Here is a 336-nt window from a genome sequence, read left to right on the forward strand (position 1 = left end):
AAGAGCGTTCATTCTATCACATGCCCTCCTCAAAGAACCTATTCCACCCCTGTTTCGGTAAGAACAACTGCTGGAAACCTACAACAAGAATAGCCATCACAATAAAAAATATTAGGCAGTAACTAATAGGAAGCAACCAATATATGAGTATGATTAAAATGGTATACCCTACTTCGATCAAATAACTATAAATCCTCCCTTTTGGTTTCTGTAGCAACATTCTCATAAGGACAAACCGACCTACGGGAAATAATGACACATACAGCCCCCCGATAAATAAAATATCAGTAGATTTCAGCATGAAGTTATAACCCGTGAACTTCATAACAACTAATG

The 336-nt window shown here is 37.2% G+C and carries 1 protein-coding gene; it reads right to left on the reverse strand.

Annotated elements, in window-relative coordinates:
* Positions 1–16 precede the first annotated feature (16 nt).
* The coding region (locus ACNPNW_RS06285; protein WP_448766751.1) for a hypothetical protein at positions 17–336 on the reverse strand (320 nt) is incomplete at its 5' end.

The sequence above is a fragment of the Acinetobacter endophylla genome (assembly GCF_053543775.1).